This is a genomic window from Pseudomonas bijieensis (assembly GCF_013347965.1).
In the GTDB taxonomy this organism is placed as follows: domain Bacteria; phylum Pseudomonadota; class Gammaproteobacteria; order Pseudomonadales; family Pseudomonadaceae; genus Aquipseudomonas; species Aquipseudomonas bijieensis.
The window spans coordinates 2,468,062-2,492,279 of record NZ_CP048810.1 but is presented as its reverse complement, the minus strand read 5'-3'; the positions used below and the strand labels follow the sequence as shown (position 1 = coordinate 2,492,279).

13 protein-coding genes and 1 pseudogene are annotated in these 24,218 nt (G+C 62.6%); 6 read left to right on the top strand and 8 right to left on the bottom strand.

Annotation, left to right across the window (positions count from 1 at the left end):
- The first annotated feature begins 156 nt into the window (after nucleotides 1–156).
- The gene (locus GN234_RS10725) at nucleotides 157–1,602 is read left to right on the top strand and encodes an NCS1 family nucleobase:cation symporter-1 (protein ID WP_116831724.1); all 1,446 of its coding nucleotides are present in this window, start codon (nucleotides 157–159) and stop codon (nucleotides 1,600–1,602) included.
- On the opposite strand, the gene GN234_RS10720 is transcribed toward GN234_RS10725, so the two are convergent.
- Nucleotides 1,603–2,775 carry an MFS transporter gene (locus tag GN234_RS10720; RefSeq protein WP_176688443.1) on the bottom strand — a complete coding sequence of 391 codons (1,173 nt, stop codon included), beginning with the start codon at nucleotides 2,773–2,775 and terminating at the stop codon, nucleotides 1,603–1,605. It lies immediately after the preceding gene.
- Between the two features lie 104 nt (nucleotides 2,776–2,879).
- On the opposite strand from GN234_RS10720, the gene ptrR reads away from it, so the two are divergent.
- On the top strand, nucleotides 2,880–3,773 hold the full coding sequence (ptrR, locus tag GN234_RS10715) for a putrescine utilization regulator PtrR (protein WP_176688442.1): 894 nt from the start codon (nucleotides 2,880–2,882) through the stop codon (nucleotides 3,771–3,773).
- Between the two features lie 139 nt (nucleotides 3,774–3,912).
- Nucleotides 3,913–4,041, top strand: coding sequence for a PA1414 family protein (locus tag GN234_RS30140; RefSeq protein WP_267904898.1), 129 nt, complete (start codon nucleotides 3,913–3,915; stop codon nucleotides 4,039–4,041).
- Between the two features lie 245 nt (nucleotides 4,042–4,286).
- On the opposite strand, the gene GN234_RS10710 is transcribed toward GN234_RS30140, so the two are convergent.
- The 4 genes and pseudogenes from GN234_RS10710 to speB form a co-directional block, all read right to left on the bottom strand.
- Nucleotides 4,287–5,675, bottom strand: coding sequence for a sodium:solute symporter family protein (locus GN234_RS10710; protein ID WP_116831726.1), 1,389 nt, complete (start codon nucleotides 5,673–5,675; stop codon nucleotides 4,287–4,289).
- A gap of 197 nt (nucleotides 5,676–5,872) precedes the next feature.
- Nucleotides 5,873–7,385: pseudogene (locus tag GN234_RS10705) on the bottom strand (purine-cytosine permease family protein).
- Between the two features lie 54 nt (nucleotides 7,386–7,439).
- On the bottom strand, nucleotides 7,440–7,847 hold the full coding sequence (locus GN234_RS10700; RefSeq protein ID WP_116831728.1) for a YybH family protein: 408 nt from the start codon (nucleotides 7,845–7,847) through the stop codon (nucleotides 7,440–7,442).
- Between the two features lie 9 nt (nucleotides 7,848–7,856).
- On the bottom strand, nucleotides 7,857–8,807 hold the full coding sequence (gene speB, locus GN234_RS10695) for an agmatinase (protein WP_003184135.1): 951 nt from the start codon (nucleotides 8,805–8,807) through the stop codon (nucleotides 7,857–7,859).
- Nucleotides 8,808–9,147: 340 nt separating this feature from the next.
- Here speB and GN234_RS10690 point away from each other — a divergent pair, with 340 nt between their 5' ends.
- Together GN234_RS10690 and GN234_RS10685 are read left to right on the top strand one after the other, a co-directional pair.
- Complete coding sequence (locus GN234_RS10690) at nucleotides 9,148–10,041, top strand: LysR family transcriptional regulator (RefSeq protein ID WP_003184133.1); 894 nt, start codon at nucleotides 9,148–9,150, stop codon at nucleotides 10,039–10,041.
- Between the two features lie 2 nt (nucleotides 10,042–10,043).
- Nucleotides 10,044–10,646, top strand: coding sequence for a tRNA-uridine aminocarboxypropyltransferase (locus tag GN234_RS10685; protein ID WP_176688441.1), 603 nt, complete (start codon nucleotides 10,044–10,046; stop codon nucleotides 10,644–10,646).
- A gap of 144 nt (nucleotides 10,647–10,790) precedes the next feature.
- On the opposite strand, the gene GN234_RS10680 is transcribed toward GN234_RS10685, so the two are convergent.
- The 3 genes from GN234_RS10680 to GN234_RS10670 form a co-directional block, all read right to left on the bottom strand.
- Nucleotides 10,791–12,155: an HlyD family type I secretion periplasmic adaptor subunit gene (locus tag GN234_RS10680; protein ID WP_176688440.1), complete on the bottom strand. Its 1,365-nt coding sequence runs from the start codon at nucleotides 12,153–12,155 to the stop codon at nucleotides 10,791–10,793.
- A gap of 186 nt (nucleotides 12,156–12,341) precedes the next feature.
- Nucleotides 12,342–14,501: a type I secretion system permease/ATPase gene (locus tag GN234_RS10675; protein WP_116834191.1), complete on the bottom strand. Its 2,160-nt coding sequence runs from the start codon at nucleotides 14,499–14,501 to the stop codon at nucleotides 12,342–12,344.
- Between the two features lie 27 nt (nucleotides 14,502–14,528).
- Nucleotides 14,529–15,887, bottom strand: a complete 1,359-nt coding sequence (locus GN234_RS10670; protein WP_109755801.1) for a TolC family outer membrane protein — start codon at nucleotides 15,885–15,887, stop codon at nucleotides 14,529–14,531.
- Nucleotides 15,888–16,340: 453 nt separating this feature from the next.
- On the opposite strand from GN234_RS10670, the gene GN234_RS10665 reads away from it, so the two are divergent.
- Nucleotides 16,341–24,170 carry a retention module-containing protein gene (locus GN234_RS10665; protein WP_176688439.1) on the top strand — a complete coding sequence of 2,610 codons (7,830 nt, stop codon included), beginning with the start codon at nucleotides 16,341–16,343 and terminating at the stop codon, nucleotides 24,168–24,170.
- The last annotated feature ends 48 nt before the right edge of the window (nucleotides 24,171–24,218 follow it).

The following is a 24,218-nucleotide window of genomic DNA, read 5'->3' as shown; positions in this document are numbered from 1 at the left end:
CTTTTACTCCCGCTACACACCCCGGTTTGTCTCACATTTCGCCGCTATGGCACGCATTCTGCGTGGCAACGCGTATACAAACCATGCCGGCTCCCGTGCGCAGTATGGTGAGCAGGTTGATGCGGGGGCACGGCGGTACTCAAAAGGAGCCCCGCAATGTCCGAGCAATTGCCCAACGGCTACAGCCCCCGCCTCTATAACGAGGACTTGGGCCCGCTGCCGCAGAAATGGAATTGGTACAACATCTTCGCGTTCTGGATGAGCGATGTGCACAGCGTCGGCGGTTATGTCTTCGCCGCCAGCCTGTTCGCGTTGGGCCTGGCGAGTTGGCAGGTGTTGATCGCCTTGCTCGGTGGGATTTGCATCGTGCAGTTGATCGCCAACCTGGTCGCCAGGCCGAGCCAGCAGGCGGCGGTGCCGTATCCGGTAATCTGTCGGCTGGCGTTCGGGGTGTTCGGGGCGAATATTCCTGCGGTGATCCGGGGCTTGATCGCCGTGGCCTGGTACGGCATTCAGACGTACCTGGCGTCCAGCGCGTTGATCATCGTGGTGCTGCGGTTTTTTCCTTCGATGGAAGTCTACGCAACGGCGCATTTTGCCGGTTTGTCCTACCTGGGTTGGTTCGGTTTCCTCAGCCTGTGGTTCGTCCAGGCGCTGGTGTTCTGGACAGGCATGGAGTCGATCCGTCGCTTCATCGACTGGGCCGGGCCGGTGGTGTATGCGGTGATGTTTCTGTTGGCCGGCTGGATCGTCTGGAAGGCCGGTTGGAGCAATATCAGCTTCACCTTGGCGGAGAAGTCGTTGTCCGGTTGGCAGGCGTTCGGCCAGGTGATCGTGGCCACGGCTTTGGTAGTGTCGTACTTTTCCGGCCCAACCCTGAATTTCGGCGATTTCAGCCGTTACTGCCGGAGCATGTCTGACGTACGCCGGGGCAATTTCTGGGGGCTGCCGGTGAATTTCCTGGCGTTCTCCCTGGTCACCGTAGTGATTGTTTCCGGGACCTTGCCGGTGTTCGGCGAAATGCTCCATGACCCGATCGCCACCGTGGCGCGCATCGATAACGATGTGGCGGTCTTGCTGGGCGCCTTTGCCTTCGTGACTGCCACCATCGGCATCAACATTGTCGCCAACTTCGTCTCTCCGGCCTTTGACTTCGCCAACGTCGCGCCCAGCAAGATCAGTTGGCGCGCCGGCGGCATGATCGCGGCAGTGGCATCGATTTTCATCACGCCGTGGAACCTGTTCAACAACCCCGAAGTGATCCACTACACCCTGGACGTACTGGCGGCGTTCATCGGCCCGCTGTTCGGGATCCTGCTGGTGGATTACTACTTGATCAAAAAACAGCAGATCGACGTCGACGCGCTGTTCAATGATGGGCCGAGCGGGCGCTATTACTACAGCGGCGGTATCAACTGGACCGCGGTCAAGGCGCTGATCCCGGCAACGTTGATGGGGGTGGCGATCACCTTCACGCCACTGCTGCAACCGATGGCCAACTTTGCCTGGTTCACCGGTTGCTTCCTCGGTGGGGTGTTGTATTTCGCCTTGGCACGACGTGAGCCGGTCACGCACTTGAGTTCATCGCTCAGCCAGGCCTGATCAACGCAGGGCGGTCTGGACGCAAGGGCTCACCGCGCCCCGGCTGGCGGGCCGCAGCAACAGCCCGCCGGCCAGCAGCAGGCCACTGCCGGCAATGATCAGCGCCGGTTGCAGGCCGCCGCTGAAATGGCTGCTCAACGCCGCCAGCAGTGGCCCGCTGAGCTGGCCCACGGCAAAGCAGGCGGTCAACAGGCCCGCGTTGCGCTGGGTGGCGTGGGGCGCCAGTTCCCGGGAGTGCTGCATCACCAGCTGCATGCAGGCCAGGAACGGTGCGCCACACAGGATCACGCCCAACGCCAGCCCCGGCCCGCTGCCCAGCAGGCAGGCGAACACCCCGGCGGCTTGCAGCCAGAGCGTACCGATCAGCCAGCGGCCGGTGGTGTTCGGGTTGGGGCGACGCAGGCTGACCAGCAACACGCCAGTGGCGGCGGCCAGGCCGAAGCAGGGCCAGAACAGGTCGGCCTGCCATTGCCCATGGAACTGCGCCGAGGCCATCTGCGACAGGAACGTTGCCGGGATGATGTAGCCCACGCCGTACAGGGCGTACACCACGCCAAGTCGAGCGATGCCACGGTTCGGCGAGGCGCTCACTGGCGCGGCAACGGTCGAGGCTGCGGCGGGTTGCGGCAGGATCGGCAGAATCACCAGCAGCATCGCCAATGCCACGCCGGCATACACCAGCCACAGGGTCGCGGAGGTCTGGCCCAACAGGTTCGAGCCCAGGGCGAGCAAACCGGTCAGGAAAATCCCCAACCCAGGGCCGGCAAACACCAGGGCGCCGAGCCGTGGCCGTCCCGCCGTCGCAGCCAAGGGTTGGCTCAGGGCGGTGATCATCACCAGCACCCAGGCGCTTGCCACACCAGTGCCGAAACGCAGCGCCAAGTGCGGCCAGAAGCCCCAGGCCCAGAACGACGCCAGGGTCAGCAGTACGCACAGCCACAGGCCACCGAGCAAGCGCCGGCGCACCTGTTCCGGGCGGCGGGCGAACATGGCGTCCAGCGCGCCGAGGAAGTAACCCAGGTAGTTGGCGGCGGCAATCAGACCGGCGGCGGTCAAGTCGAGCTGACCTTCGCCGATCAAATGAGGTAACTGGGGTGTAAGGGCGAAGCGGCCAATGCCCATGGCCATCATCAGGGCGATGAAGCTGCCGAGCAGGCGAGTAAGAGGTGACATGGTCGTTCTCCGGGTATCGGGGCGAATGACCGTCAGGCTAGGACTGATTGACTTTCATTAAAAATGAATAATAGTGAGTAACTTGTTCTTTTTTGGAGAATGTCGTGGAGTTCAGCCAATTGCGGATTTTCCAGGCCGTGGCCGAGGAAGGTTCCATCACCCGGGCCGCCGAGCGCTTGCACCGGGTGCCGTCGAACCTCTCGACCCGGCTCAAGCAGCTTGAAGAGCAATTGGGTGTGGACCTTTTCCTGCGGGAGCGTCAGCGTTTGCAGTTGTCACCGGCAGGAAAAGTCCTGCTGGACTATGCGGCCAAGCTTTTTGCCTTGCACGACGAAGCCCATGCTGCCGTACAGGGCGGGCAGCCGGCCGGGGATTTCCTGCTGGGCACGATGTACAGCACCGCGGCGACGCATTTGCCGGACCTGTTGGCGACCTATCACCGTGCCTATCCAGCGGTGAACCTGCAAGTGCAATCCGGGCCCAGTGGCGAATTGCTTGAAGGCCTGCTCACCAACCGTCTCGACGCGGCGTTGGTGGACGGCCCACTGGAACTGGCGGGGCTCGATGGCGTGCCGTTGTGCGACGAGCGGTTGGTACTGATTACCGAGGCCGATCATCCGCCGGTACGCAGCGCGCTGGATGTGCAGGGCCGCGCGGTGTTCACGTTCCGGCGTGGTTGCTCCTACCGGATGCGCTTGGAAGCCTGGTTTGCCCATGACCATGCGACCATGGGCCGGGCGATGGAAATCGAGTCTTACCAGGGGATGCTGGCGTGTGTGATCGCCGGGTCTGGGGTGGCGTTGATGTCCGAGTCGATGCTGGCCAGCCTGCCGGGTCGCGAGCGGGTGACGGTGCATCCGCTGGCCGAGCCGTTCGCCAGCGCCACCACCTGGCTGATGTGGCGCAAAGGCATGGTCGGGGCCAACCTGAACGCCTGGATCGAATTGCAACAACAGGCCTGGCCGCGAGGGCCAATGATCACGGCGCAATCGGCTTGAACTCCGGGAGGTGGATTTGGATCAATTCAGTAACAGATCATTGCAAACTGAGACGAGCATTGCGTAGAACATCGGACTATTATCAGTGCGAAGGGGCCACAGAAATCTGCCGCTCGCACCACCCTGAGGGGGCACCACGATGAAAGAGAAAATCCAGAACTGGCTTCACGACCTGGGTGTCGCGCTGGGGCTGATCGAGCCGCCAATGCAACCGGTACCGATCCGCACCGATGACGAGCAACGCCGCCGTCAATCGCGCCGCCGGTAAATACAGCGCAGAATTTGGGAGAGATCGCAGTTCCGGACCATTTCATTGAGATGGGCCGGAACTGCGATCTTTTTATTGCTGAAGACCCCCCCTGTGGCGAGGGAGCTTGCTCCCGCTGGGCTGCGCAGCAGCCCCAAACCAGCCACCTCAACCTAATCGGGTACATCGAGGTGCCTGGCTTTTGGGCGCGCTTCGCGCACCAGCGGGAGCAAGCTCCCCTCGCCACGGGGACTGCGTCGTACCGGTCAAACCGCCTTGGTTACCACACCCGGGCGTGGCGCCAACACACTCACCAGCACGAAACTCACCAGCGCCACGCTCAGGCTGTAGTAGATCGGCGTGTTCGCGTCCAGGCCATCCTTGAGCATGAAGAACAAGGCGGTCAAGAAGCCCAGCGACATGCTGGTGATCGCGCCGGCAGTGGTGGCGCGCTTCCAGTAGATGGCACCGATCAGCGGGATCAGCATGCCGCCCACCAACAGGTTGTAGGCCAGGGTCAGGGCGCTGATGACGTCGCTGACCACCAGGGCGATCACCAGCACCACGGCCCCCATCAGCAGGGTCGCGATACGGTTTTCGTGGACGTCGCCACTGCCGCTTTCACGGCCCTGGCGCAGGCGTGGCAGCAAATCCTGGACCACCGTGGTGGACGCCGCGAGCAGGCCTGCCGCGGCGGTGGACATCAAGGCCGCCAGGGCCGCGGCGATCACCAGCCCGCGAATGCCGTTGGGCAGGCTGGTCTGGACGACGCTGGCAAAGGCGTTGTTGACGTTCGCAAGGTCCGGCAGCAAGACTTTGGCCGCCATGCCGATCAACGCCCCGGCCAGGCCGTACAGCACGCAGTACAGGCCGGCGGCGGTGCCGGCGACTTTGGCCACGCCTTCGCTGCGAGCGGTGAACACCCGTTGCCAGATGTCCTGGCCGATGAAGATGCCGAAGAAGTAGATCAGGAAGTAGGTGAGGATGGTGTCCCAGCCAATGGCGGTGAAATCGAAGTAGCTGGCCGGCAGCTTGGCCACCATGGCGTCCCAGCCGCCGGCATCGACGATGGACATCGGCATCAGCAGGAACACCAGGCCAACGGTCATGATCAAGAATTGCACGATGTCGGTGAGGGTCAGCGACCACATGCCGCCAATGGTGGAATACAACACCACCACGCCGCCGCCCACCAGGATCGAAACCCAGAACGGCAGACCGAACAGCACCTGCATCACGGTGCCAATGGCGATGGTCGAGGTGGCGCCGATCATCAGTGCGTAAACCAGCATGATCAGTGCACTGGCCTGGCGCGCGGCGGGGTTGTAGCGACGTTCCAGAACTTGGGTCACGGTGTAGATCTTGAGCTTGAGCAACGGCTTGGCGAGAAACAGGCTCAGGCCGACGATGCCCAGGCCGATGGCGCCGCACAGCCAGAATCCAGAGATGCCGTAGACGTAGCCCAGGCGTACGGTACCGATGGTGGACGCGCCGCCCAGCACGGTAGCGGCCATGGTGCCCAGGTAAAAGCCCGGGCCGAGGTTACGCCCGGCGACCAGGTAGTCGTCACGGGTCTTGGCGCGGCGCATGCCGTACCAGCCGAGGGCGATCATGCCGGCAGCGTAGATAAGAACGACGATTAAGTCCAAAGCCATGGTGGCGTGTCTCCGATTGTCTTTTTTTATAGTGAGTCGGGGTGCTGCCGTCCCTGGCACCTCAACCCCTGCGTGAGCGCGCTTTTTGTGGCGAGGGAGCTTGCTCCCGCTCGACTGCGCAGCAGTCGCCATCAGCGGCCGCGACGCGCCCCAGCGGGAGCAAGCTCCCTCGCCACGGGTCTTTCGTTGATCTCGGGTCAGGCGGTCTGGCTGAGGGAGGGTTTATCGATTGGCTCCGCAGCACCCTTGCTACGCGGATCCCCCGGCCCATACACCGCTGCCGGCTCTGGAAACAGCCCCAGCAACACCAGGTACACCACCGAAGCCAAACCCAGGGTCACCGGCAGGCTGATGTCGATCCCGCCGGCCAGTTCCCCCAGCGGCCCGACGAACTGGCCCGGCAGGTTGACGAAGCACAAGCCCACCAACGCGCTAGGGATCCACGCCCCCCAGGCCGCGCCAGTTCCAGCCGTGGCTGAACCAGTAGCGCCCGCCGGTTTCGCCACGGGTGAACACTTGCAGGTCATCCGGGCAGTAGAAGCCGCGGCGTATCAGCAGGCCGATGATCATGATCACCATCCACGGCGTGGTGCAGGTGATGATCAGTACGGCGAAGGTGGACACGCTTTGCACCAGGTTCGCGGCGAAGCGGCCGATGAAGATGAAGGCAATCGACAACACGCCGATCAGCAGTGTCGCCTTGACCCGCGACAGCACCCGTGGGAACACGCTGGACATGTCCAGGCCGGTGCCGTACAGCGACGTGGTGCCGGTGGACATGCCGCCGATCACCGCGATCAGGCACACCGGCAGGAAGAACCAGCTCGGCGAGACCACCAGCAGTCCGCCTACGTAGTTGTTGGCCGCGATGTAGTCCGGCGCCTTGATCGCCACGATGGTGGCGGTGGCGAGGCCGAACAGGAACGGAATCAGCGTCGCCAGTTGCGCGGCGATCACCGCCAGCATGATGCGGCGCTTGGGCGTGTTGCGCGGGATGTAGCGCGACCAGTCACCGAGGAACGCACCGAAGGAAATCGGGTTGCTCATGGCCACCAGCGCCGCGCCGATGAAGGCGGCATAGAAGCCCGGCTGGCCGAGGCTGACGGTGCCGGCGAACTGGCTGTCGAAGGTCGGCGCGAAGGCCACGATGCCCAGCAAGAACAACAGGCTGGCGGCCCACACGGCGATGCGGTTGACCCACAGCATGAAGCGAAAGCCGTAGATGCACACGGTCAAGACCAGCAAGGCGAACAGGCCGTAGGCCAGGCCCAGGCTCAGGTCGGTTTCCGGTACGCCGATCAACCGCTTGGCACCGCCGATCAATGCGTCTCCGGAACTCCACACCGACAGTGAAAAGAACGCGATGGCGGTCAACAGTGACAGGAACGAACCGACGATCCGTCCGTGCACGCCGAAGTGTGCACCGGAAGACACCGCGTTGTTGGTGCCGTTGAGCGGGCCGAACAGGCCCATCGGCGCGAGGATGATCGAACCCACCAATACCCCCAGCACAATCGCCCAGACTCCAGCCTGGAATGACAGGCCGAACAGCACCGGGAAACTGCCGAGCACTGCGGTGGCAAAGGTATTGGCGCCGCCGAAGATCAGGCGAAACAGATCGCCTGGGCCGGCGGTGCGTTCGTGGTCGGGGATCTGTTCGACCCCGAAGGTTTCGATTTGCGTAAGGCTGTTGTCGTTATTGTTATTCATGATCTGCTCCGATCATAAAGGCGCGCTCATCGAGTGTGAGCGTCGCCTGTTTGGCTAAGGGATTGGCAGCCCTTCCGGCATTGCGGACAAATGTTCGTGACAGGCCAGCCATAGGCCTTGTTGTTCTTGGCGAAACACAATGGTTTCGCGCTCCTGGCTAAAGTGAAGCTCCCCTTGCATGCGCAGCTCAGTGGCCACGTCATGGATGAAAACCGCCACGTCCCCTTGCAGGCTGACGAAGGCGTTGCTTGAGGTGCAGTCCAGCACCTCGAAGCCATCCTCGGAGCGCCAGCGGTCCCACAACGCCTGGTAGGCATCGCGTGACAGCAGGGGCTGTTCGAGGGTGTGGAACACGAAACTCGCATCGGCCGTGAACGCGCCGAAGTAGGCGTCACGGTCATTACGGGCGAAGGCCGACACCAGTTGTGCGGCGGCCTGGCGTACTTGGTCCTGTTGGTTCATGGGCGCACCTCAGCGATGAACCACGCCGGGCAGTACGCAGAGCATCTCGTACAGCAGGTTGGCGCCCAACAGCGAAGTGTTGCCGGTGGTGTCGTACGGTGGCGAGACTTCTACCAGATCGCAACCGACCAGGTCGAGACCCTGGCAGCCGCGCACGATTTCGATTGCCTGGATAGTGGTCAGGCCGCCGATTTCCGGGGTGCCGGTGCCAGGGGCCCAGGCAGGGTCGATGCCGTCGATGTCGAAGCTTAGGTACACCGGACCGCCGCCGACTTTCTCGCGCACTTCGGCCATCAGCGGGGCCAGGGACTTGTGCCAGCACTCTTCGGCCTGGACCACGCGGAAACCCTGGTTGCGGCTCCAGTTGAAATCATCGGCCGTATAGCCCTGGGCCCGCAGGCCGATCTGGACCACGCGGTCGCAGTCGAGCAAGCCTTCTTCCACGGCGCGGCGGAAGGTGGTGCCGTGGGCGATTTTCTCGCCGAACATGTGGTCGTTCACATCGGCGTGGGCGTCGATGTGCACCAGGCCGACCTTGCCGTGTTTCTTGTGGATCGCCCGCAGGATCGGCAGGGTGATGGTGTGGTCGCCGCCCAGGGTCAGGGGAATGACGTTGTGTTCGAGGATCTTGTGGTACGACTCCTCGATGATCCGCACCGCATCCAGCAGGTTGAAGGTGTTGATCGCCACGTCTCCGATGTCGGCCACCGACAGCGAGTCGAACGGCGCGGCGCCAGTGGCCATGTTGTAGGGGCGGATCATCACGGATTCGGCGCGAATCTCCCGCGGCCCGAAACGGGTGCCAGCGCGAAGGGAGGTGCCAATGTCCAGCGGCACGCCGACGAACGCAGCGTCCAGGCCGGCAGCGGTCTGCAAATGGGGGAGTCGCATCATGGTGGCGATGCCGCCGAAGCGCGGCATTTCGTTGCCGCCCAGTGGTTGGTGAAGAATCTTGTCCACGGGTAGGGCCTCATCGTTGTTTTATTTATCAGGGGCCGATTCTGCGAAAAGCCTGGGAGGGGAAGAATCGCTGGGGGCAAATACTTAGTTCAGATTTTTCTAAACTAATGTGGGAGAGGGCGATAGACTTCGCAGCAGTGCAGTCCTGGAGGACAGGATGCCCCTGTGGCGAGGGAGCTTGCTCCCGCTGGGCAGCGAAGCGGCCCCAAAACCATTCACCTCGGTGAATCAGACAGACCGCGTCGCCAGGTTTTACGACGGCTGCGCCGCCGAGCGGGAGCAAGCTCCCTCACCACAACAGCGCGACAAGTGCTATCCATATGTGATCGGGAGACACCCAATGGCCAACGCTCTACCCGACCTGAAACTGCTGCGCATTTTCGTCAGCGTGGTCCGGCACCAGGGGTTCGCCAATGCCCAGCACGAACTCAACCTTTCCACGTCGGCCATCAGCACCTATATGAGCCAGCTTGAATCAGCCCTGGGCCTGGTGTTGTGTCATCGCGGCCGGGGCGGGTTCAGCCTGACCAGCAAGGGCGAGTTGTTCCATCAGGAAACCCTGCGCCTGCTGGGCGAACTCGAAGGGTTCGAGCAGTACGCCGCCGCGCTCAAGGGCGAATTGCGCGGCACGTTGAACCTGGGGGTGATCGATTCCACGGTCAGCGACAAGGCCTTGCCATTCGCCGAAGCCATCGGCGCCTACAGCCAGGAGCATCCGGCGGTGCATTTGCACCTGTCGGTCATGAGCCCTTACGAACTGCAACTCGGCGTGCAGGACAACCGCCTGGACCTGGCCATCGGTGCGTTTTCCACGCGCATGAGCGGGCTGGTCTACATGCCGCTGTACCGCGAGCAGCACTGGTTGTATTGCAGCAACCGCCACCCGCTGTTCAACGAGCGGCGCATCCCCGAGCAAGTCATCACCCAGCAGCGCATGGTCGGGCGCGGTTACTGGAGCCAGGCCGAGCTGGCCCGCCATGGCTTCAAGCACAGCGCGGCGACGGTGGAGAGCATGGAGGCGCAATTGATCCTGGTGTTGTCCGGTGCCTACGTCGGTTATCTGCCTGAGCACTATGCCCAGGCGTGGGTCGACAAGGGCGATTTGCGCGTGCTGCTGCCGGCGACCTTCGGTTATCAGGCGCCATTTTCGATGATCGTGCGTCGTGGTCGCAGCCGCGAGCCGCTGATCCAGACATTCCGTGATTTGCTCAAAGCTCAACTGAATCAGGCCTGACCATGTCCAGAACTCAATGCCCGCGCTGCCAACGACCGCAAAGCCATTGCTTGTGCCCGTTGATCCCCAGCCTCGACAGCCGCACCCGGGTCTTGCTGTTGCAGCATCCCAGCGAAGTGAACCATGCCTTGAACACGGCCAGGCTGGCGGCGCTGGGGCTCAATAATGCCGAGTTGATCGTGGGCGAGGTGTTCGAGGACTTGCCCAGGCTGCTCAATCCACCGGGTTATCGGGCGCGGTTGCTGTTTCCCAATGAGGATGCGCAGCCGCTGCAGGCTTATGTTCCGTCCGAGGAGCCGCTGCTGTTGGTCGTGCCCGACGGTACCTGGCGCAAGGCGCGCAAGCTGCTGCACCTCAACCCGTTGTTGGCGGCGCTGCCGAGGGTGACCTTGGCCGAAGGCGGCGTGTCCCGTTATCGCTTGCGCAAGGCCCCGGGGCCGGGGGCGTTGTCGACGGTGGAGGCGATTGTCCAGGCGTTGCAGACATTGGAAGCGCCAAGCAGCTTCGAGCCGTTGCTCTGGCCGTTCGAGGCATTGATCGAGGGGCAGATTGCGGCGATGGGGGAAGAGACCTTCCAGCGTAACCATGCTGAGAATAGGTCGTGACTGTGCTGGCCTCATCGCGAGCAGGCTCGCTCCCACATTGGATCTGTGGTGTTAGCAGATTTGTGCATGCACTGGAGATCAACTGTGGGAGCGAGCCTGCTCGCGATAGTGGTAGAACAATCAATGAAAGTCTCAGCTCAGGGGCTACCGCTCGCGCATCGCCTCGGTCCGCGCCTTCAACACCGGCTTGAGCAAGTAATCCAGCACGCTTTTCTCCCCGGTAATGATATCCACCGTCGCCACCATCCCCGGAATGATCAGCAACGGTTTGGCATCCCCGCCCAAATGATTTTTATCGGTGCGCACCTGGATCAGGTAGAAGCTGTTGCCCTTGTCGTCGGTGATGGTGTCGGCGCCGATCAGTTCGAGCTTGGCGCTCAGTCCGCCATAGATGGTGTAGTCGTAGGCGCTGAACTTGACCATGGCTTTCTGACCCGGGTGCAGGAAAGCCACGTCCTGGGGGCGGACCTTGGCTTCGATCAGCAGGTTGTCTTCCAGGGGGACGATTTCCACCATGTCGTTGCCCGGCTGCACCACGCCGCCGATGGTGTTGACCTTCAGTTGCTTGATCACCCCATGCACCGGCGAGACCACGGTGGTGCGGGTCACGCGGTCGTCGATGGCGATGCTCGAGGCGGTGATTTTCGACAGTTCGGTGCGTTTCTCGTTGAGGTCCTTGGCCGCTTCGGAGCGGAAGGTCTGTTCCGATTCGTCGATCTTGCTCTTGATCTCGTTGATCGCCGATTCGGCCCGGGGAATGGCCAGGGTGGTGGCGTTGAGTGAGCCGCGGATTTCCACCGCGCTGCGCTTGAGTCGCAGGATCTCCACTGGCGACACTGCCCCGGTGCGCACCAGCGGTGCGGACATGTTCATTTCTTCTTGCAGCAAGGCCAGGGCAGAGCTGAACTGGCCTTGCTTGGAGCGAAACTCCGCCAGTTCCTGGGTCTTCTGCCGCAGTTGTTCGGTCAGGGTCCGTTGTTCGCTGGCCAGGCGCCGTTGCCGTTGTTCGTACAGGGAGCGTTCGTCCTCGGCCACTTGCGGGGCCTTGGCGGTTATCTCTGCCGAGAGTGCGAATGGCCGCCCTTCAGCCTCGGCCGACAAGCGTTCGACCTGGGCGGTCAAGGCATAGCGGTCGGCCTCGCTCTCGCCCTTGTTCGACAGATAGCGCGTGTCGTCCAGGCGCAGCAGGGTGTCGCCCTTGTTCACCATCTGCCCTTCGCGCACGAAAATCTCGGTGACGATGCCGCCCTCCAGGTTCTGGATCACCTGGACCTTGCTCGACGGAATCGCCTTGCCTTCGCCTGTGGTGACTTCTTGCAAGACCGCCAGTTTGGCCCAGACCAGCCCGGTGACGATCAAGCCGGTGGCCAGCCACACGGTGACCCGCGAGCGGCGCGGCGAATCCTGCAATGTGGCGCCGGCGGTTTCCGCCATGAACTCGCTTTCGGCGCTTTTGCTGAAACTGCCGAAGTAGCTTCGGGCGGCTGAATCCGGGGTTTGAGCAGACATGGGGCGGTACCCGTCAGTTAAGTGAAATAAAGCCGAACACATACCTGTGGCTTGAGAGGGTTATCTGTGGGAGCAAGGCTTGCCCGCGATGAAGCTAATGCGGTCTCACTGGAACCGAGGCGCCTGTATCGCGGGCAAGCCTTGCTCCCACACAAACCTTGCCCCCACAGGTTGCTGTATTGGCAGCTATACCGCCGCAGACCCCACCCGTCCCTTGCGCAATGCATCGATCACCGCGTCCTTCGGTCCATCCGCCACGATCCGGCCGTTGTCCAACACCACCAAGCGATCCACCAGACTCAGCATCGAGGTGCGGTGGGTCACCAGCAGCACGGTCTTGCCCTGTACGTGGGTGTGGAGCTTTTGTCGCAAAACGTCTTCGCTGCTGTTGTCCATAGCGCTGGTGGGTTCGTCCAGCAGCAGGATCGGCGGGTCGAGCAACAAGGCCCGGGCCAGCAGCACGGCCTGGCGTTGGCCGCCGGACAGCAGTTGCCCGCGCTCGCCCACCGGGCGGTCGAAACCTTGGGGATGCTGGCGCGCCAGTTCGGTGACACCGGTCAGTTCCGCCACTTCCAGCATGCGCGCATCGCTGATGTAGCGGGCGCCCAGGGTGAGATTGTCCCGCAGGCTGCCGGCCAGCAATGGCAGGTCATGGGCGACATAGCCGATCTGTTGGCGCAGGTCGGCGACGTCCAGTTGCCGCAGGTCCAGGCCGTCCAGCAGCAACTGGCCTTCCTCCGGCGCGTAGAAGCCCATCACCAGGCGCGCCAGGGTGCTCTTGCCCGAACCGCTGCGACCGATGATCCCGACCCGTTCGCCGGGCTTGAGGCTGAAGCTGATATTGGCCAGCGCGGGGGAGCTCTGGCCGTTGTAATGGAAGGTCACGCCGTTGACCTCCAGCGCGCCCTGCAATTGGGTGCGATCCAGTGGCCGTTGCTTGGCGTCACGCTCCTGGGGCAATGCCATCAAGGCATCGGTGCTGCGCATGGTGAGCTGGGCTTGTTGGTAGCGAGTGATCAGCCCGGCGATCTGCCCGAGAGGGGCGAGCACTCGGCTGCCGAGCATGTAGGTCGCCACCAGCGCGCCGACGCTGAGGTTGCCGGCGATGATGCTGTAGACCCCGGCGACGATGGTTGCCATGCCGGCCAGTTGTTGCAGGAACAACGTGCCGTTGGTCGCCAATGCCGAGAGGTTGCGCGCATGGCTGTCCAGGCGGGTGAGGGCGCCGTGGGTGCTTTCCCACTGATGCTGGCGTTCGCTTTCGGCGCTGCAGGCCTTGAGGGTTTCCAGGCCGCCGAGGGTTTCAATCAACAAGGCTTGGCGCTGGGCACCCAGGGCCAGGCTTTTTTGCACGGTGTCGCGCAGGCGCACCTGGATGATCATCGCGAAGACAATGGTGATGGGAAACGCCACCACTGGAATCACCACCAGCCAGCCACCGAGCAGGCCGATCACCACCAGCATCAGCAGGGCGAAGGGCAGGTCGATGAGGCTGGTGAGGGTTACGGCGGTGAGAAACTCCCGCAGGCCCTGGAAGTCATGGATGCTCTGGGCGAAGCCGCCGATGGTCACCGGCTTGGCCTTCATCGCCATGCCGGTGATGCGCTCGAACAGGGTGGCGGAAAGAACCACGTCGGTTTTCTTGCCAGCAGTGTCCAGCAGGTGGGCGCGTACCACCCGCAATACCAGTTCGAAACCGGTGCCGATCAGCAGCCCCACGGCCAGCACCCATAAGGTCGACGTGGCCTGGTTCGGCACCACGCGATCGTAGGTCTGCATGACGAACAGCGGCACCATCAGGCCCAGCAGATTGATCAGGAAACTCGCCAGGATCGCGTCGCTGTACAGCCAGCGCGACAGTTTCAAGGTGTCGCGAAACCACGCCTCGACCCGCGGCACCAAAGGCGAGCGCAGGTCTTCGAGTTCATGGCGCGGCCGGGCGAACAAGGCCTGGCCGCTGTAATCGAGGGCCAGTTCCTCGCGACTGACCCATTGTTCGCCGCCGTCGGCTTCGCTGGGCAGGATCAGCGCCTTGCCATCCTCACCCCAGCGCCGCAATACCGCACAGCGGCCGCCCACCAGGACCAGCATCACCGGTAGGTTCAGGGGCGAGATATCCGCCAGCTCACGACGCAACAGTCGCGCCTGCAAGCTCGCCCGGGCCGCTGCGCGTGGCAGCAGGTCCAGGCTCAAGCGTTGGTGCGCCATAGGAAGCCCGGCGCTGAGGCTGGCGCGGCTGACCGTCGCGCCATGGAGTTTGCAGAGGATCAACAGGCCGTCCAGCAAGGGATCATCGAAATTCAGCCGCGGATCAGCGCCGGGGGTTGCAGGTTCCATGCTGGTCACATTGATCGCTCCCATTTTCCGGGGGGACTACTTCAGTTCCGGCAGCCGGGCCTGATTCTTGACTTCGGTCTGCGCGACCGCGTCGGCCGGCAGCACGATCCGTTGCTTGTGCAACAGCAGGCCCATGTTCGCCAGCACCCGGTACATCGAGTATTCCTCGGTGTAACGCACCTCGGTGTAGCGACGGTTGGCGTTGTACAGCTCGTTTTCGCTGTCGAGCAGGTCGAGCAGGGTGCGCTGACCGAGACCGAACTGATCCTGGTAGGCGGCCCGCACGCGGGAAGTGGTTTCGGCGTATTCCCGGGCGGTAGGCGTCTGTTTGCGAGCGTTGAGCATTGCGTTCCAGGCCAGGCGCGTGTCTTCGTTGAGCTGGCGCAGGGCATTGTTGCGAATGTCCATGGCCTGGTTGATCTGGTGGGCGTTGGAGGCCAGCCGCGCCTTGTCGCTGCCACCGCGGAACAGGTTGTAGTTCATCACCACGCCGACCCGCCAGTTGTTGTCATGGCCTTCTTCGCCACCGATGTTGTTATTGGCGCCCACCGCCGCCTCGGCATCGAAACGGGGGTAGAACGGTGACTTCGCCACTTCGTACTGGCTTTCGGCGGACTGTATGTCGGCCTGGGCCGATTTCAGGTACGGGTTGTTATCCACCATGCTTTGCTGGGCTTCGCGCAGATCGGCGGGGATTTCGCCCTTGGTCGAGGGCGGCATTTCCAACTCATCGGGCATGCGCCCGACCACGCTGTAGAAATTCGCCTCGGCGTCGGCCAGGTCCACCTGGGCGGTGTCGTAGTTGTTTTCCGCCAGGGCCCGACGGGCATTGGATTGGTCGGAGTCGGCGGTGCTGCCCACCCCACGTTCGGTGCGCAGGCCGATCTGGTCGTTGACCCGCAGGTGCGCCTGCAGGTTGTTCTTGGCCAGGGTCACCAGTTCGCGACGCTTGAGCACTTCCAGGTAGACCTCGATGGTACGCAGCGCCAGATCCTGGGCGGTGCCCTGGGCGTAATAGGCCCGGGAGTTGACCACGCCCTGGGTACGTTCCACTTCATTGGCGGTGTTGAACCCGTCGAAGATCATCTGCCGCAGGCGCAGCTCTGATTGGGTGTAGGTCAGGATATTGGTGTGGTGGTTGCCCAAGGCCCGGGTGTTGGTGTTGTCGCTGTAGCCGCGACCGTAACCGGCATTGAGATCCACCGACGGGAAAAAGCCCCCCCTGGCGACCTTGACGTCTTCATTGGCCGACAGACGGCTGTCCACCCGTTGTGCCAGCTCTGGGTGGGTAGCGATGGTGCTCTGGATCGCTTCGGTCAAGGACATGGCCTGCGCCTGAGAAGAGCAGGCCATGGCCAGCAAAACCGCGCTGCAGAGGGGGGTTAGAACGCGCATGGGGTGCATCTCCTGAGGTCTGTAGTGCTTCGTTGTCGCCAATATATTGACGTATTTAAGATCAAAACCGTTTCAACCTTGTAACAACACAGCTAAGAACATCCTGCGCAAAACCTAAGAAGAATTTCTCATAACGCTTATGCCGAAAAAAACTTATGTACTTGAAAAAAACCAGCACATTGTTCAAAGCGAAAGCCTTTGAATTCGCGGGTTCTGACGGCTTTTAGGCGTCAATAAAAGTTCCGTTCAGTTTTTTAAGCGATGTGAAGAAGTGCCGAAAGGGCGATGTGAGAAGCAAGTTTGTGTGACGGTTTTTTGTCGTTTTGGCGAATTGCCAGCACCTTCCGCTTTCACGAAAGCTGGCAGATTTTCCAGCTTTCCCGGTCGCCAACCTGAGGACGGATTCTTCACCCAGACAGGTGCCGATTGCGGTCGGCAACGGAGGAAATGCACATGGCAGCGCTCATCGGTATCGTCAGTAAAGTGGTCGGGCAGGTTTTCGCAGAAGCGGCCGGTGGCCTGCGGCGGCCTCTGGTCGAAGGCGACCGGCTCTATGCCGGCGAACACCTGATCACCGGGGGCGAAGGGGCCGTGGCGGTGCATCTGCAAAATGGCCAGGAATTGACCCTGGGACGCGGAAGTAACCTAACCCTTACCCCACAGCTGCTCGCCAACCACGCACCCCATGTCGACACGCCTGAAGCGCTGACACCGAGTAACGCGCAACTGACCGACGTACAAAAACTGCAACAAGCCATCGCCGCCGGTGCCGACCCGACCCAGACCGGCGAAGCCACGGCCGCGGGCCCCGAGGGTGGTAACCCCGGTGGCGTGGGCGGCGGGCACAGTTTCGTGCTGTTGGAAGAAGTCGGTGGCGAGGTCGATCCGCAGATTGGCTTCCCTACGGCCGGGTTCAACGGGATACCCGAGTTTCCGCAACTGCGCCTGGCCGGTGATCCGGATAACGACGGCGATAGCACCGTGCCGCCAGTCACCCCCGAAACACCAGACAACCCCGTGACCTTGGATGGCGTGGACGTGGAAGGCGGCGAACTGACCACCAATGAGGCCAATCTGGCCGATGGTTCGGCGAGCAACCCAAGTGCACTGGTGCAAAGCGGCACCTTCACGGTTTCTGCCCCCGATGGGCTGAGCAGCCTGAGCATCGGCGGCATCAGCGTGATTGCTGGCGGTGTGCCCGCAGGTTTCCCTCAAACCATCACCTCGGCGCTGGGCAACACGTTGACCATCACCGGCTACAACCCGACTACCGGCGTGGTCAGCTACACCTACACTCTGACGGACAATGAAACCCATCCTGCCGGTGGCGGTGCCAACAACATCACCGAACAGTTCCCGGTCGTTGCCGTCGATTCCGATGGCGACACCGCTACCGGGACCCTGGACGTTAACATCACCGACGACGTGCCCCAGGCGATCGACGACAGCCACGCCAACACAGCCTCGGAAACCCTCGTCACCCTCACGGGTAACGTATTGACCAACGATCACCAGGGCGCCGACCGTATCCCCACCGGCCCCGACAGCGGGCCGATCATTGGCGGGACGTTCACCGGTACCTACGGCACCCTGGTGCTAAACCCCAATGGCACGTACACCTACACCCTGAACACCAGCGACCCGCAATTCGTCGCGTTGCACGGTGGCGGAAGCGGCACCGAGACGTTCACCTACACCCTGACCGACGCTGATGGCGACACCAGTACCGCGAACCTGGTGCTGCAGGTGCATAACAACGACGATCCAGTGGTGTTGGTGGGCCTCGATACCGAAGGTGGAGAGTTATCACTGCAGGAAAAAAACCTCAGCGACGGCAGCAGCCCGGATGCATCGTCCCTGACGCAAAGCGGCACGTTCACCGTGACGGCGTTGGACGGTGTGCAGACCTTGAGCGTCGGCGGCATCAATGTGGTTACGGGCGGCGTGGCAGCCGGTTTCCCACAATCGATTACCACCGCTTTGGGCAACACCCTGACCATCACCGGTTTCAACGCTGCGACTGGGGTGGTCAGCTACAGCTACACGCTGCTGGACAATGAAACCCATCCAAACGCCAATGGTGCCAACAGCCTGAGCGAGCAGTTTGCCGTGGTTGTCACCGATGACAACGGCACCACCGCCAACGGCAACCTCGACGTGAATATCGTTGACGATCTGCCAAAAGCCGTGGACGACAGCAACGCCGGCACCGCCTCGGAAACCAACCTGACCCTGACCGGCAGCGTGCTGACCAACGACACTCAAGGTGCGGATCACGTGGCCTCAGGCCCTATCACGCCCGGCACCTTCACCGGCACTTACGGCACCCTGGTGCTCAACGCTGACGGTTCCTACACCTACACCCTCAACACTGCCGACGCCGATTTCAAAGGCTTGCACGGCGGCGGCAATGGCAGCGAGACCTTCACCTACACCCTGACCGATGCCGATGGCGACACCAGTACCGCGAACCTGGTGCTGCAAGTGCACAACAACGACGACCCGGTGATCATCACCGGCCTCGACACCGAGGGTGGCGAGTTGGCGGTCCAGGAAAAAAACCTCAGCGACGGCAGCAGCCCGGATGCGCCGGCCCTGACGCAAAGCGGTACTTTTACGATTACTGCTTTGGACGGTGTGCAGACCTTGAGCGTCGGCGGCATCAACGTCGTCACCGGCGGCGTGGCAGCCGGTTTCCCGCAATCGATTACCACCGCTTTGGGCAACACCCTGACCATCACCGGTTTCAACGCTGCGACTGGGGTGGTCAGCTACAGCTACACGCTGCTGGACAATGAAGCCCATCCAAACGCCAACGGTGCCAACAGCCTGAGCGAGCAATTTGCCGTCGTTGTCACCGATGACAACGGCACCACCGCCAACGGCAACCTCGACGTGAATATCGTTGACGATCTGCCAAAAGCCGTGGACGACAGCAATGCCAGTACCGCTTCGGAAACCAACCTGACCCTGACCGGCAGCGTGCTGACCAATGACACTCAAGGTGCGGACCATGTGGCCTCCGGTCCGATCACCCCCGGTACCTTCACCGGCACCTACGGTACCCTGGTGCTCAACGCCGATGGCTCCTACACCTACACCCTCAACACTGCCGACGCCGATTTCAAAGGCTTGCACGGCGGCGGCAACGGCAGCGAGACCTTCACCTACACCCTGACCGATGCCGATGGCGACACCAGTACCGCGAACCTGGTACTGCAAGTGCACAACAACGACGACCCGGTGATCATCACCGGTCTCGACACCGAGGGTGGCGAGTTGGCGGTCCAGGAAAAAAACCTCAGCGACGGCAGCAGCCCGGATGCGCCGGCCCTGACGCAAAGCGGTACTTTTACGATTACTGCTTTGGATGGTGTGCAGACGTTGAGCGTCGGCGGCATCAACGTCGTCACCGGCGGTGTGGCAGCCGGTTTCCCGCAATCGATTACCACCGCACTCGGCAATACGTTGACCATCACCGGCTACAACGCCACCACGGGCGTGGTCAGCTACAGCTACACGCTGCTGGACAATGAAGCCCATCCAAACGCCAACGGTGCCAACAGCCTGAGCGAGCAATTTGCCGTAGTTGTCACCGACGACAACGGCACCACCGCCAACGGCAACCTCGACGTGAACATCGTCGACGACCTGCCGACTGCCCACGCTGATTCCGCCTCCGTGGATGAGGGCGGGACGGTCAGTGGCAACGTCCTGAATAACGACGAAGGCGGTGCCGACGGGCCGGCCGCGAGTGGAGCGGTGATTGGCGTGCGTGCTGGCAACGACACCTCGACCCCGGCGATTGGCGGCTTGAATACCCAGATCAACGGCACCTATGGCTACCTGACCCTGGACGCTAACGGCAACGCCGTCTACCACAGCAACCCGAACACCGTCAGCGCCCCGGGTGCCACCGATGTGTTCACCTACACCGTGCGCGACGCCGACGGCGATGAAAGCACCACCACCATCACCATCGATGTCCACGATGTCTGCCTCGTCGCTACGCCAGACCAGGAAGTCAGCGTCTACGAAAAAGCCCTCGACCTGAACCAGGACGGCCAGGACCTGGCGCCCGGCACCGTCACCGGCAGCGCCCCAAGCGCCACCAGCGAGACCGCCAGCGGCAGCCTTGTCGGTTCGGTCAGCGGCGCCGTTGGCGCAGTGACCTTCGCGCTGGTGGGCAACGCCACCGGTGCCTACGGTCAACTGTCGCTTCAGCCCGACGGTTCCTATACCTACACATTGACTGCGCCAGCCACCACCACGCCTCACGCCAACGACGGCCCGAATGTGTTGAGCGAAAGCTTCACCTATCAGGCGACGGACTCGTTGGGCAATACGGTCACCAGCACCATCGTCATCGACATCGTCGACGACGTGCCCAGCGCCCATGCCGATGTTGCCTCGGTGCTGGAAGGCGGCACGGTCAGCGGCAATGTGCTGGACAACGACGTACTTGGCGCGGACGGCGGCATGGTGATTGGTGTGCGCGCCGGCAACGACACCTCGAACCCGGCGATTGGCGGCTTGAACACTCAAATCAACGGCACCTACGGCTACCTGACCCTGGACGCCAACGGCAACGCGGTCTACCACAGCAACCCGAATACCGTCAGTGCTCCGGGCGCGACCGATGTCTTCACCTACACCGTGCGTGACGCCGACGGCGATGAAAGCACCACCACCATCACCATCGATGTTCACGAAAGCTGCCTCGTCGCCACATCGGACCAGGAAATCAGCGTCTACGAAAAAGCCCTCGACCTGAACCAGGACGGCCAGGACCTGGCCCCCGGCACCGTCACCGGCAGCGCCCCGAGCGCCACCAGCGAGACCGCCAGCGGCAGCCTTGTCGGCTCGGTCAGCGGCGCCGTGGGCGCAGTGACCTTCGCGCTGGTGGGCAACGCCACCGGAGCCTACGGTCAACTGTCGCTTCAGCCCGACGGTTCCTACACCTACACCCTGACGGCGCCAGCCGCCACCACGCCTCACGCCAACGATGGCCCGAACGTGTTGAGCGAAAGCTTCACCTATCAGGCGACGGACTCGTTGGGCAATACGGTCACCAGCACCATCGTCATCGACATCGTCGACGACGTGCCCAACGCCCATGCCGATGTTGCCTCGGTGGTGGAGGGCGGCACGGTCAGCGGCAATGTGCTGGACAACGACGTACTCGGTGCCGACGGCGGTGCAGTCATTGGTGTGCGCGCCGGCAACGACACCTCGAACCCGGCCATCGGTGGCCTGAACAGCCAGATCAATGGCACCTACGGCTACCTGACCCTGGACGCCAACGGCAACGCCGTCTACCACAGCAACCCCGACGCGGTTGGCGCGCCAGGTGCGACCGATGTCTTCACCTATACCGTGCGCGACGCCGATGGCGATGAAAGCACCACGACCATCACCATTGACGTGCACAACAGCTGCCTCGTTGCGGAAACCGATCACGAGATTACCGTCTATGAAAAAGCCCTGGACCTGACCCAGGATGGCCAGGACCTGGCCCCCGGCACCGTCACCGGCAGTGACCCGAGCGCCACCGGGGAAACCGCCAGTGGCAGCTTGGTCGGGTCGGTCAGCGGTGCCACGGGCGCCGTCACCTTTACCCTGGTGGGCAACGCCACGGGCGCCTACGGCCAGTTGCTGCTCCATCCTGATGGGTCGTACACCTACACCCTGACCTCGCCGGCCAGCACCACGCCTCACGCCAACGATGGTCCGAATGCCTTGAGCGAAAGCTTCACCTATCAGGCCACGGACGCCTTGGGCAACAGCACCATCGGTAACCTGGTGGTCAGCATCGTCGATGACGTGCCAAAGGCCGTTGCGTCCGAGCGTTCGGTCACGGCGGTGGAGATCGATACCAACCTGCTGATCGTGCTCGACGTCTCTGGCAGCATGAAAGATGCCTCCGGCGTGCCGGGGCTCTCGCGGATGGACCTGGCGAAACAGGCGATCAGCGCCTTGCTCGACAAATACGACGACATGGGCGATGTGAAAGTCCAGCTCGTGACCTTCAGCGGCAGCGCCACCGACCAGAGCACCCTGTGGGTGGATGTGGCAACTGCCAAGACGCTGATCTCGGCGCTGAGCGCGCACGGTGACACCAATTATGATGCTGCCGTGGCGATGGCCAAGACTGCGTTCGAAAATCCAGGCCAACTGACCGGCGCACAGAACGTCGGCTATTTCTTCTCCGACGGCAAGCCGACCTTGGGTGAAATCGGCTCGGCAGACGAGGCCGCCTGGAAAGCCTTCCTCGACGCCAACGGCATCAAGAACTACGCCATTGGCCTGGGCAGTGGCGTCAGCAACGCCCACCTCGACCCGCTGGCCTACGACGGCAGCGCCCACACCAACACCAACGCGGTGGTGGTCACCGACCTGAACCAGCTCAACTCGGTGCTTTCCGACACCGTGCAAGGTGCGCCGGTCACTGGCAACCTGCTGGACGAGGGGGGCTCGTTCGGCGCCGATGGCGGGTTTGTCAAAAGCCTGGTGGTCGACGGCACCACGTACAGCTACGACCCGGCGGCCAACGGTGGCCAGGGTGCGCTGAGCGCCAGTGGCGGGGCCAACCACGGCTCTTTCAATACCGTCACCAATACACTGAGCATTGCCACCGACCATGACGGTACCCTGGTGGTCAACCTGGATACCGGTGCGTTCAGCTACACCTCTCAGACGGCCACCAGCACCTTGATCACCGAACACATCGGCTACACCGTCAGCGACAATGACGGTGACCTGGCGAGCTCCAACCTGGTGATTAATGTCGTGCCCAACAGCCCACCGATCGCTGTCGACGACAACATCATCACCAACGTGCTGTCGGGCAACATTGTGATCCCGGGTGAGCTGCTGCTGGGTAACGACAGCGACGCCAACGGCGATCCGCTCACCGCGTCACCCACCAGCTTCAATACCGGCTGGGCCGCCAAGGGCTCGGACTTTACCGGCAGCACCGGCACGGTCAGTTTCACCGGTAACAACGTGCAGTCAATCAACCTCAGCCGCAGCGCCTTTGTCGCCAATACCGCGAGCATGACGGCGGCGCTGGTGGTCAGCGGTGCACTGGGGATGGTGTCCAATAACAATGCCAACGATGAGGACCGGCTCAACATCAGCCTCAAGCAGGGTGAAACCCTCACCCTGGACCACAACCTGGCGGCCGGTCGCATTGCCATGGAGTATTCACTCAACGGCGGGCCTTTCATCGCGATCAGTGACGGCGCTTCTTTCACCGCGGCAGCGGATGGCAACTACCAGATCCACGTCACCAACATCCCCAATGCGGGCGGTGGAAACGCCAACGCTGCGGAAAACTATCAACTGACCCTGACCGTCAACTACGCCGGTGCCCAGGACAGCACGTCGGATTACCACGGCAGCTACACCGCCAGTGACAATCATGGCGGCAGTGATAGCGCGTCGGTAGGCATCAGTTACCAGGCCGGCCATACCCTGACGGGCACCGCCGGGGACGATGTGCTGATGGCCGGCGGCGGTGACAACACCCTCAATGCTGGCGACGGCAACGACATACTCAGCGCAGGTTCGGGCAACAACGCCCTGCATGGCGGGGCGGGCAATGACTTGCTCTACAGCGGCACGGGCAACGACCTGCTCGACGGCGGTACGGGCAACGACACCGCGAGCTATGCCCACGCGACCGCCGGGGTCACCGTCAACCTGGGCCTGCTGGCGGCGCAGAACACCTTGGGCGCCGGCACCGACACGCTGACCGGTATCGAAAACCTGGTCGGTTCGAACTTCAACGATACCCTCACCGGTGACGGTGCCAGCAACCGCATCAACGGCGGATTAGGCCATGACGTGCTCAATGGCGGTGGCGGCGATGACTTGCTGATCGGCGGCCTGGGCAACAACACCCTCACCGGCGGCAGCGGTGCCGATACCTTCCAGTGGCAAGCGGGTAACAGCGGCCATGACGTGATCACCGACTTCACGCCCGGCCTCGATAAACTCGACTTATCCCAACTGTTGCAGGGGGAAAACGGCAGTGCGGCGTCACTGGACGATTACCTGCACTTCACCGTCACCGGTAGTGGTGCGTCGCTCGTGACCAGCATCGACGTCAGCGCCACCGCTGGCGCCACGCCGAACCAGACCATCGACCTGGCCGGCGTCAACCTGGCCAGCCACTACGGCGTCACGCCGGGCGTGGACGGGATGATCGCGGGCGCGGATACGGCGACCATCATCAACGGGATGTTGAATGATCACTCGTTGAAGGTGGATACGGTGTGAGGTGAGCTGAAACAACAAACCCCGCCATGTCCAAATTGGACAGGGCGG

Excerpts from the sequence above, each read along its gene's own strand:
- GN234_RS10710 (WP_116831726.1), bottom strand. The coding sequence starts at position 5,675 with ATGGCTTTGGACTTAATCGTCGTTCTTATCTACGCTGCCGGCATGATC.
- GN234_RS10725 (WP_116831724.1), top strand. The coding sequence starts at position 157 with ATGTCCGAGCAATTGCCCAACGGCTACAGCCCCCGCCTCTATAACGAG.
- GN234_RS10690 (WP_003184133.1), top strand. The coding sequence starts at position 9,148 with ATGGCCAACGCTCTACCCGACCTGAAACTGCTGCGCATTTTCGTCAGC.
- GN234_RS10665 (WP_176688439.1), top strand. The coding sequence starts at position 16,341 with ATGGCAGCGCTCATCGGTATCGTCAGTAAAGTGGTCGGGCAGGTTTTC.
- GN234_RS30140 (WP_267904898.1), top strand. The coding sequence starts at position 3,913 with ATGAAAGAGAAAATCCAGAACTGGCTTCACGACCTGGGTGTCGCGCTG.
- GN234_RS10720 (WP_176688443.1), bottom strand. The coding sequence starts at position 2,775 with ATGTCACCTCTTACTCGCCTGCTCGGCAGCTTCATCGCCCTGATGATG.
- GN234_RS10685 (WP_176688441.1), top strand. The coding sequence starts at position 10,044 with ATGTCCAGAACTCAATGCCCGCGCTGCCAACGACCGCAAAGCCATTGC.
- GN234_RS10700 (WP_116831728.1), bottom strand. The coding sequence starts at position 7,847 with ATGAACCAACAGGACCAAGTACGCCAGGCCGCCGCACAACTGGTGTCG.
- GN234_RS10670 (WP_109755801.1), bottom strand. The coding sequence starts at position 15,887 with ATGCGCGTTCTAACCCCCCTCTGCAGCGCGGTTTTGCTGGCCATGGCC.
- GN234_RS10680 (WP_176688440.1), bottom strand. The coding sequence starts at position 12,155 with ATGTCTGCTCAAACCCCGGATTCAGCCGCCCGAAGCTACTTCGGCAGT.